The organism is Sphingomonas sp. PAMC 26617, assembly GCF_000242835.1.
Classification (GTDB): domain Bacteria; phylum Pseudomonadota; class Alphaproteobacteria; order Sphingomonadales; family Sphingomonadaceae; genus Sphingomonas.
The window spans coordinates 1784606-1793125 of sequence record NZ_JH594425.1 but is presented as its reverse complement, the minus strand read 5'-3'; the positions used below and the strand labels follow the sequence as shown (position 1 = coordinate 1793125).

At 66.7% G+C, this 8520-nt stretch carries 11 protein-coding genes; 10 read left to right on the top strand and 1 reads right to left on the bottom strand.

The annotated features are described in order from the left end of the window. The first annotated feature begins 51 nt into the window (after window positions 1-51). The 3 genes from RH91_RS07830 to miaB all read left to right on the top strand — a co-directional run bounded on the left by RH91_RS07830 (window position 52) and on the right by miaB (window position 2963). Window positions 52-474, top strand: coding sequence for a Fur family transcriptional regulator (locus RH91_RS07830; RefSeq protein ID WP_010162106.1), 423 nt, complete (start codon window positions 52-54; stop codon window positions 472-474). Then, the gene (locus RH91_RS07825; protein ID WP_010162105.1) at window positions 458-1375 is read left to right on the top strand and encodes a 1-acyl-sn-glycerol-3-phosphate acyltransferase; all 918 of its coding nucleotides are present in this window, start codon (window positions 458-460) and stop codon (window positions 1373-1375) included. The genes RH91_RS07830 and RH91_RS07825 overlap by 17 nt, the downstream gene beginning before the upstream one ends. A 241-nt stretch (window positions 1376-1616) precedes the next feature. Further along, a complete protein-coding gene (gene miaB, locus RH91_RS07820; protein ID WP_081469522.1) occupies window positions 1617-2963 on the top strand; it encodes a tRNA (N6-isopentenyl adenosine(37)-C2)-methylthiotransferase MiaB in 1347 nt (448 codons plus the stop codon). Between the two features lie 20 nt (window positions 2964-2983). Here the strand turns inward: miaB and RH91_RS07815 are convergent, their stop codons facing one another. Continuing rightward, window positions 2984-3496: a PilZ domain-containing protein gene (locus tag RH91_RS07815; protein WP_010162101.1), complete on the bottom strand. Its 513-nt coding sequence runs from the start codon at window positions 3494-3496 to the stop codon at window positions 2984-2986. 121 nt (window positions 3497-3617) lie between these two features. Between RH91_RS07815 and RH91_RS22320 the strand changes: the two genes are divergently transcribed. The 7 genes from RH91_RS22320 to RH91_RS07785 all read left to right on the top strand — a co-directional run bounded on the left by RH91_RS22320 (window position 3618) and on the right by RH91_RS07785 (window position 8364). After that, on the top strand, window positions 3618-3767 hold the full coding sequence (locus tag RH91_RS22320; RefSeq protein WP_157136879.1) for a hypothetical protein: 150 nt from the start codon (window positions 3618-3620) through the stop codon (window positions 3765-3767). A gap of 118 nt (window positions 3768-3885) precedes the next feature. Then, complete coding sequence (locus tag RH91_RS07810; protein ID WP_010218711.1) at window positions 3886-4887, top strand: PhoH family protein; 1002 nt, start codon at window positions 3886-3888, stop codon at window positions 4885-4887. Window positions 4888-4938: 51 nt separating this feature from the next. Then, window positions 4939-5193: a type II toxin-antitoxin system VapB family antitoxin gene (locus RH91_RS07805; protein WP_010162099.1), complete on the top strand. Its 255-nt coding sequence runs from the start codon at window positions 4939-4941 to the stop codon at window positions 5191-5193. Beyond that, window positions 5190-5588 carry a type II toxin-antitoxin system VapC family toxin gene (locus tag RH91_RS07800; RefSeq protein WP_010162098.1) on the top strand — a complete coding sequence of 133 codons (399 nt, stop codon included), beginning with the start codon at window positions 5190-5192 and terminating at the stop codon, window positions 5586-5588. The genes RH91_RS07805 and RH91_RS07800 overlap by 4 nt, the downstream gene beginning before the upstream one ends. After that, the gene (gene ybeY, locus RH91_RS07795; protein WP_010162097.1) at window positions 5588-6097 is read left to right on the top strand and encodes an rRNA maturation RNase YbeY; all 510 of its coding nucleotides are present in this window, start codon (window positions 5588-5590) and stop codon (window positions 6095-6097) included. The genes RH91_RS07800 and ybeY overlap by 1 nt, the downstream gene beginning before the upstream one ends. 9 nt (window positions 6098-6106) lie before the next feature. Next, complete coding sequence (locus RH91_RS07790; RefSeq protein WP_010162096.1) at window positions 6107-7048, top strand: hemolysin family protein; 942 nt, start codon at window positions 6107-6109, stop codon at window positions 7046-7048. 170 nt (window positions 7049-7218) lie between these two features. Further along, window positions 7219-8364 (top strand): MBL fold metallo-hydrolase, encoded by a 1146-nt coding sequence (locus RH91_RS07785; RefSeq protein ID WP_010162095.1) that lies wholly within the window; start codon window positions 7219-7221, stop codon window positions 8362-8364. Window positions 8365-8520 lie beyond the last annotated feature (156 nt).

Below are 8520 nucleotides of genomic sequence, written 5' to 3'. Positions count from 1 at the left end.
GCGACTCACTATCCCCTTTCGCAATAAAGCGAACACGCCTACATCGAGCGCATGCCCCGCCACATCGACCTTGAAGCCCTTTGCGCCGAAAAAGGCCTCCGCATCACCGACCAGCGCCGCGTCATCGCGCGGGTCCTGTCGGATGCCGAGGATCATCCGGATGTCGAAAAGGTGTACGAACGCGCCTCCGCGATCGACCCCGGCATCTCCATCGCCACCGTGTACCGCACCGTTCGCCTGTTCGAGGAAGCGGGCATCCTCGACCGCCACGATTTCGGCGACGGTCGTGCGCGCTACGAACCCGCGCCCGAGGCGCATCACGATCATCTGATCGACGTTGAATCCGGCAAGGTGATCGAATTCGTCGATCCCGAGCTCGAACAATTGCAGAAGGCGATCGCCGAGCGGCTAGGGTTCCGGCTGGTCGACCACCGCATGGAATTGTACGGCGTCGCGCTTGACCGCAAGGGTTGAAGCAGCCGCCGCCCGCGCCGCTGCGCGGGCCGATGCGGCGGCCGGACGGCCGCCCCCGATCAGCTGGCTCGGCTGGACTCGCCTGTGGACGCGAGTCACGCTACTCGCGCTGTCGCTCGGGGTCACCATCCCGCTGCATTATCTGTGGCGGACGGTGCGGCTGTCGTCGCCATGGCCGCGGCTGTTCCTCGCGACCGCGGCGCGGATCTGCGGCGCGCGCGTCCGCGTTGTCGGCGTGCCGCTGAAGCGCGACGTCTTCTATGTCTCGAACCATGTCAGCTGGGTCGATATCTGCGCGATCGCGGGCGCGAGCGGCACCGCCTTCGTCGCCAAGGCGGAGATCCGCGAGGCGCCGGTCGTCGGCTGGCTCGCGACGCTCAACCGCACGGTGTTCGTCGCGCGCGAGGATCGGCTGGGGGTCGCCGAACAGATCAACGCGCTGCGCGAGACGCTCGCCGAAAACTGGTCGGTGACGGTCTTTCCCGAAGGCACCACCACCGACGGTCGCTCGCTGCTGCCGTTCAAGACCTCGATGCTGAAGGTGCTCGAACCCCCGCCCCCCGGCGTGATGGTCCAGCCGGTGCTGCTCGATTACGGCCCGGTCGGCGCGGACATCGCGTGGATCGGCGAGGAAAGCGGGCGGAACAACGCGGTCCGCCTGCTCGCGCGCGCCGAGCGGTTTCGCGTCGCGGTGCATTTCCTCGAACCGTTCTACCCGCGCGACTTTCCGGGGCGCAAGGCGATCGCGGCGGAGAGCAAGCGGCGGATCGAGGCGGCGCTGTCGGTGGTAATGTGCGGCCCGGTCCCGCCGTTCATCGGCCACGACGTGTGGGCCGGCAAGGGCGAGACGCTGCCGGCGGCGCTCGAGATCAAGGACCATCCGGCGGTGCGCGCGGGGTGATACGGGCGGGGTGATACGGGCGCCTGGCGAGCCGGAATGCCCCCACCCCACATCCGTCATTCCCGCGAAGGCGGGAATCCATTGGGACCGCCGGCCCGTCATGGTGAGACCAGCCTGTATGGATCCCCGCCTCGACGGGGATGACAAGGGAGGCGCGCGGGATAGACGCCGCGAAGCAGCGCGCAGCGTCGCCCGCAAGGGGTTCAGTCCCGTCGCATTCTCCCCTATAGCCGCGCCGATCATGACCCCCGCCCCAAAGCATCCCCACAAAGCCCCCAAGACCTACGCGGTCAAATCGTTCGGCTGCCAGATGAACGTCTATGACGGCGACCGGATGGCCGAGCTGATGGCGGCGCAGGGGCTGACCCAGGCGGACCCCGCCGAGGCCGATCTGGTCGTGCTCAACACCTGCCACATCCGCGAACGCGCGACCGAAAAGGTGTACTCGGACATCGGTCGCCTGCGGAAGCACGGCAACGACCCGATGATCGCGGTCGCCGGGTGCGTCGCGCAGGCCGAGGGCGCGGAGATCGTTCGGCGCGCGAAGGTCGACGTCGTCGTCGGCCCGCAGGCGTATCACAACCTCCCCGACCTCGTCGCGCGCGCCGCGCGCGGCGAATCCGCGGTCGATACCGACATGCCGGTCGACATGAAGTTCGGCCACCTCCCCGCGCGCCGCCGCGTCCCGCCGAGCGCATTTCTGACGGTGCAGGAGGGGTGCGACAAATTCTGCACCTATTGCGTCGTCCCCTATACGCGCGGGGCAGAAGTCAGCCGCGGGTTCGGCCAGATCGTCGACGAGGCGCGCGCGCTGGTTGCGGCGGGCGCGCGCGAGATCACGCTGCTCGGCCAGAACGTCAACGCCTGGACCGACGGCAGCCAAGGCCTGCATGATCTCGTCGCCACGCTGTCCGGCATCGGCAATCTCGCGCGGATCCGCTACACCACCAGCCATCCCAACGACATGACGCAGGGGTTGATCGACGCGCACCGCGATATCGACAAGCTGATGCCGTTCCTCCACTTGCCGGTGCAATCGGGCAGCGACCCGATCCTCAAGGCGATGAACCGCAGCCATAGCCGCGATTCCTACCTCCGCATCCTCGACCGCGTCCGCGCGGTGCGCCCCGACATCGCGCTGTCGGGGGATTTCATCGTCGGCTTCCCCGGCGAGACCGAGGCGGATTTCGCGGATACGCTGAGCCTGGTCGATGCGGTCGGCTATGCGCAGGCGTTCAGCTTCAAATATTCGCCGCGCCCCGGCACCCCCGCGGCGACGATGGGCGAACAAGTGCCGCCGGAGGTGATGGACGAGCGCCTGCAGCGGCTCCAGGCAGCGCTCAACCGCGATCAGGCGGCGTTCAACACGGCAAGCGTCGGGCGGCGGTGCCAGGTGTTGATCGAACGCGCGGGCAAGCTGCCGGGGCAGATGCTCGGCAAGTCGCCGTGGCTGCAATCGGTCCATCTGATGACCGACGCCGCGATCGGCGATCTGGTCACGGTCGATATCACGCAGGCCGGGCCGAATTCGGTGTCAGGGGTCGAGGTCGTGATAGCGGGACGTTTGCCCGCCGGTGCCGCTGCATAGGAAAAAAGCGGGGGCCGCCGTCAGCTCAGCGCAGTGACCGCGGCGACGACACCGGTCACGACGACGCCCCACAAAGCGAGCGATGCGCCGACGATCACGATCAGGCGCGTGCGCATCGGCAGGCGGCGGAATTCGGGCAGGTCGGCGGTACCGGTGCCGCCGGTCGGGAACGTTGCGGGCGTCGCGAAGGGAACCACCGTCTGCACCGCGCGCGCGGCAAGCACCGAGGCTTCGGACAACGGCTCGTCGAACGCGCAGCCATACCGCTTGCCGCTCCCGCGCACGATCCGACCCGAAACCCGGCCGATCCCGGCGATCCCGATGCTGATTTCGGACGGCACCGCCAGCGTGTCGCTGACGACGATCAGGCAACCCGTGGTCGACAGGTCGATCACGTCGGCGTCCACCGGACGCAACGTGTCGTCGCGCAGCGTCGCGCCGGCCTGCACGGGCAAACGCTCGGCCAGCCGACCGCTCGGGCCGGTCAGGAACGTATCGTCGTCTTCGAGGAACAGTTGAGCCGTGAGAACCATGTGCCGTACTCCCGACATGCATACTGCCCGAGGAACCTTAAGATCTGGTAACGTCGCGGGCGGGGCGTCCGCCGGAACGCATCCCCTCGACAAATTCCCCGCTTTGGCGCAGCATCGGCATATGCTCCCGGAACCCGCCCCGTCCGATCTCGCGCCCGGCCAGTGGAAGCCCAATCCGCCCGGCCTGTGGTTCTATATCATGATCGGCGTGGGGCGGATTCTGATCTCGGGGGCGGAAGTCGTGTTGATCCGCCTCGGCGTGCGGCGCTGACGCAGCGACGGCCTGTTGCGGGCCTTGCCCGGACGGATCGCGCTTCCCATGTTCCCGGTCCGTTCGGTGCCGTTGATTTTCCCGCCTTTTCCCCGCGCCGTCCCAGCAAAGGAAGTGCATGAGCCGCAAGCCAGTCCCCGCGCAATCCGGTGATCGTAGCCGGACCGAAGTCGTCTTCGACCGCCCACAGTTGATGGCGCAGCTGTTTGGCGAGTTCGACCAGAACCTGCTCGCGCTGGAGAACAAACTGGGGGTCTATATTACCGCGCGCGGCAACAAGGTCGGGCTCGAGGGAACCGCGGAAGCGGTCGCGCAGGCGCGCGACGTGCTTCATGGACTCTATAACCGGATCGCCCGCGGCGAAGTGGTCGACACCGGGCTGATCGACGCGGTGATCGCGATGTCGAGCGAACCGACGCTCGCCGGGATCATCCAGGCGGATGCGGGCGGCGGCGCGGTCCCGCAGATCATGATCCGTACCCGCAAGAAGACGATCGTCCCGCGCACGATCGCGCAGGCGCATTACATGCGGCAGCTGCTCAACAACGACATCATCTTCGCGCTCGGGCCAGCGGGCACGGGCAAGACCTATATCGCGGTCGCGCAGGCTGTGGCGCAGCTCATCACCGGCAGCATCCAGCGGCTGATCCTGTCGCGCCCGGCGGTCGAGGCGGGCGAGAAGCTCGGTTTCCTCCCCGGGGACATGAAGGAGAAGGTCGACCCCTATCTCCGCCCCTTGTACGACGCGCTCAACGACTGCCTTCCCGCCGAGCAGGTCGAACGCCGCATCGCGAGCGGTGAGATCGAGATCGCGCCGATCGCGTTCATGCGCGGGCGCACGCTCGCGGATGCGTTCATCATCCTCGACGAGGCGCAGAATACCACGCCCGCGCAGATGAAGATGTTCCTGACGCGCTTCGGCGAGAACAGCCGGATGGTGGTGTGCGGCGACCCCAAGCAGACCGATCTTCCCGGCGGCATGAACGCGTCCGGGCTGAACGATGCGGTCGGGCGGCTCGAGGGGGTCGAGGGACTGTCGATCTGCCGGTTCGGGTCCGGCGACGTCGTGCGCCATCCGATTGTCGGGCGGATCGTGGAGGCGTATGAAGGGGCGAGTTAGTTGACAGTAGGGATATCCGGACAGTATATTTCGGATATCCCGGAGGCTCCGATGGCGTCGCTCTACATCAAGAACCCTGACACCGCAGATCTGGCGCGCGAAGTTGCTACGTTGCTGGGGACGAGCAAGACGGCGGCCGTCCACGACGCGCTCGAACATCGCAAACGCGCGCTTCAGGCCGAGCGGAGCGGTAGCATCCACGATCGACTCGAAGCGTGGCGCACGGCCCATCCGCTAGGTGAACCGACCGGTCTCGACGCCGACAAGACGTTTTACGATTCGCTGAATGACGAGGATGAGGATTGATCCTTTTTCTCGATGCATCGGCAATGGTCGCGATGTTGACGGGGGAGCCCGGCTCGCCCGAGATCGAGGAAAGATTCGGTGCCGCCGACGAAATAGTGTGTTCGGCGGTCTCGCTATGGGAGACGTCGCGCGCCGTCGCAAAGATAAGAACCGTTCCGATCCCGCTCGCTTTTGCCGAAATCGAGACGTTCGTTGCCGACTTCGCGATCCGTCTCGTTCCGATCGGCGCCACCGAGAGTCGTGCCGCAGTCGATGCGTACCATCGCTATGGCAAGGGTACCGGCCATCCCGCCAGGCTCAACATGGGGGATTGTTTCGCCTATGCCTGTGCCAAGACCAACGCCGCGACCTTGCTCTACAAGGGCGACGACTTCCTCCATACGGATCTTGCCTGATGCTTGAAATCGCCCTCTCCCACGAAGACGTCTGGCCGCAGCACGACTGGGAGGCGCTTGCCGCGCGCGCCGCCACCGCCGCGCTGTCGCGCACGCCGCACGCCGAGCTTGCCACCGGCCCTGCCACGGTCGAGATCTCGATCCGCCTGGCCACCGATGCCGAAGTACAGGTCCTAAACGCGCAATATCGGCACAAGGACAAGCCGACCAACGTCCTGTCCTTCCCGATGGTCCAGCCCGACCTGCTCGACACGATCGCGCAGAATTCGGACGACGGCGAGGTGCTGCTGGGCGATATCGTCCTCGCATACGAGACGTGCGCGCGCGAGGCGGCGGAAAAAGACGTGACCGTCGACGCCCATGCGACGCATTTGATCGTGCATGGCACGCTGCATTTGCTAGGGTATGATCATATGGACGATGACGAGGCGGGGGCGATGGAAGCGATCGAGATCGCGGCCCTCTCCGCGCTGGGCATCGCCGATCCGTATCTGATTGCTGAGGACTGACGTAACCCCATGCCCGACGGCCAAAGTACCACCGGCACCGCCACCAGCAACGGCGGTGTCACCCATGCCTCCCCCGGGCATGAAACCAGCATCTGGCGCTCGTTCCGCAGCTGGATCTCGGGCCATTCGGGCGACGAATCGCTCCGCGCGACGCTCGAGGAAGCGATCGACGCGCATGAGGACGACCCCGCGCCCGACGCCAAGGGGGATCTCTCCCCGCTCGAGCGGACGATGGTCCGCAACCTGCTTCACTTCGGCGAGCGCGACGCGGGCGACGTCGGCGTGCCGCGCGCGGACATCGTCGCGGTCGAGGAAACGACCAGCTTCGCGAGTCTCGTCGCCTTGTTCGCGGAAGCCGGGCACAGCCGCCTGCCCGTCTATCGCGAGAAGCTCGATACGATCATCGGCATGGTCCACATCAAGGACGTGTTCCAGATCCTAGCAACGGGGGCTGAGCATCCGGCAAGCATCGCGCCACTCATTCGCGAGCCGCTCTACGTGCCCATGTCGCGCGGCGCGCTCGATCTGCTCGCGGACATGCGACAGAAGCGCGTCCATCTCGCGATCGTGCTCGACGAATATTTCGGGACCGAAGGACTCGTCACGATCGAGGATCTGATCGAGGAAATCGTCGGCGACATCGAGGACGAACACGATGACGCGCCGACCGCGCTGCTCGTGCCGCTCGACGGCGGCGCATGGGATGTCGATGCGCGCGCCGAGCTCGAGGATGTCGGCGAGGCGATCGATCCGCGGCTTGCCGAGGTCGATGGCGACATCGACACGATCGGCGGACTCGCCGCAGTGCTGGCGGGGCATATGCCCAAGGTCGGCGATTGCATCGTCCACGACAGCGGCTGGACGCTCGAGATTGTCGCGGCGGATACGCGGCGCGTGCTGAGCCTGCGGCTGCATCCGCCCCGGCCCGAGCTCGAAGGGCGCGACGACTAGGGCGAACGGTGCCGCTCGCCTTTGCGGCACCGGCCTTTCTCGGAAAGACGGATCGACCCGGCGGCGCGGGGAGTTAGGGGAGCGCGCGTGACATTGCAGCGTCGTGCCCCCCCTGTTTGCCCCCTGATTGCCCCCCTGATTGCGAAGGCCTGCCCTTGACCTTCCGACGTGTGGCGCAACGCCTTGGAACGATCCTGCTGTGGATCGTCATCATCCTGTGCCTCATGCTGACGATCATCCCGCGTTTTCTCGACGCGCGTTACTATCGCGGCGCGCAAGGCGGGCATTACGACGGGCAACGGTTCTTCAACCCGGATGGCGATCAGGACGAGATGGCGGGAAACCGCGCCGCCTTCCTGTGGCGCTACCTCACCGGCAGCGACGGACGCCCGAAATGGCCCGAGCACGTTGCGATCAAACCGGTCGCACCGCCGCAGCGCGTCGCGGGCCAGGCGATGGTCGCGACGTGGGTCGGGCATGCGACGGTGCTGGTCCAGACGCAGGGGCTCAACATCCTGACCGACCCGGTGTGGAGCAAGACCGCCGGGCCACTCGGCCTCGGGCCGGCGCGGGTCACCAGACCCGGGATCGCGTTCGGCAAGCTGCCGAAGATCGACGTCGTGCTCGTCAGCCATGACCATTACGACCATCTCGACCTTGCGACGCTCAAACGCCTGTGGACGCGCGATCATCCGCTGATCGTCACCAGCCTCGGCAATGACAGCGTGATCCGGCAGGCGGGTGTGCCGTCGCACGCGCTCGACTGGGGCGGGCGGATCGCGGTCAAGCCGGGGGTCGAGATTGTCGTCACGCGCAACCATCACTGGGGCAGCCGCTGGTTCGCGGATCGCAACCGCGCCTTGTGGTCGGCGTTCGTGGTGCGGTTGCCGGGCGGCAACGTGTTCTTCGCGGGCGACACGGGGCCGGGCGACCTGACCTGGGCGAATGCGGCGGCGAGCTACGGACCGGTGCGGCTCGCGCTGCTCCCGATCGGTGCGTTCCGCTTTGCGCCGGGGCAGATGATGTCGGGGAGCCATATCGGGCCGATCGACGCCGCCGAAGTCTATCGGCGGCTGGGGGCCTCGACCGGGATCGGGGTCCACTGGGGGACGTTCCATCTGTCGTCGGAAGCGTATGATACGCCGCCGCGACTGCTGGCAGCGGTGACGCGGGTGGCGGGGTTGCAGGGGTTCGGCACGGTGCCACTCGGTCAGCCGCGCGTCATCGCGCAGTATGTCGCACGCAAGCCCACTGCGCCGATCGACCGTGTCGAGATCGTCGGACGCCTGCCCGCGGCTGCACGGGCGTTGCCATAGCGCCCTTGCTATCCGGCGAAGCGAGGCCTTTGCAAAGGTCGGTATACGAGCCCTTCGTTTGTTGTTTTCCCGCGAAAGCGGGAATCCAGGGCCAAGCAAACCAACGGCGTACAGTTCTCGCGACCCCTGGACTCCCGCTTTCGCAGGAGAAGGGTT

Coding starts and splice junctions, on each gene's coding strand:
- RH91_RS07830 (WP_010162106.1), top strand. CDS start 52: ATGCCCCGCCACATCGACCTTGAAGCCCTTTGCGCCGAAAAAGGCCTC.
- miaB (WP_081469522.1), top strand. CDS start 1,617: ATGACCCCCGCCCCAAAGCATCCCCACAAAGCCCCCAAGACCTACGCG.
- RH91_RS07815 (WP_010162101.1), bottom strand. CDS start 3,496: ATGGTTCTCACGGCTCAACTGTTCCTCGAAGACGACGATACGTTCCTG.
- RH91_RS22320 (WP_157136879.1), top strand. CDS start 3,618: ATGCTCCCGGAACCCGCCCCGTCCGATCTCGCGCCCGGCCAGTGGAAG.
- RH91_RS07810 (WP_010218711.1), top strand. CDS start 3,886: ATGAGCCGCAAGCCAGTCCCCGCGCAATCCGGTGATCGTAGCCGGACC.
- RH91_RS07805 (WP_010162099.1), top strand. CDS start 4,939: ATGGCGTCGCTCTACATCAAGAACCCTGACACCGCAGATCTGGCGCGC.
- ybeY (WP_010162097.1), top strand. CDS start 5,588: ATGCTTGAAATCGCCCTCTCCCACGAAGACGTCTGGCCGCAGCACGAC.
- RH91_RS07790 (WP_010162096.1), top strand. CDS start 6,107: ATGCCCGACGGCCAAAGTACCACCGGCACCGCCACCAGCAACGGCGGT.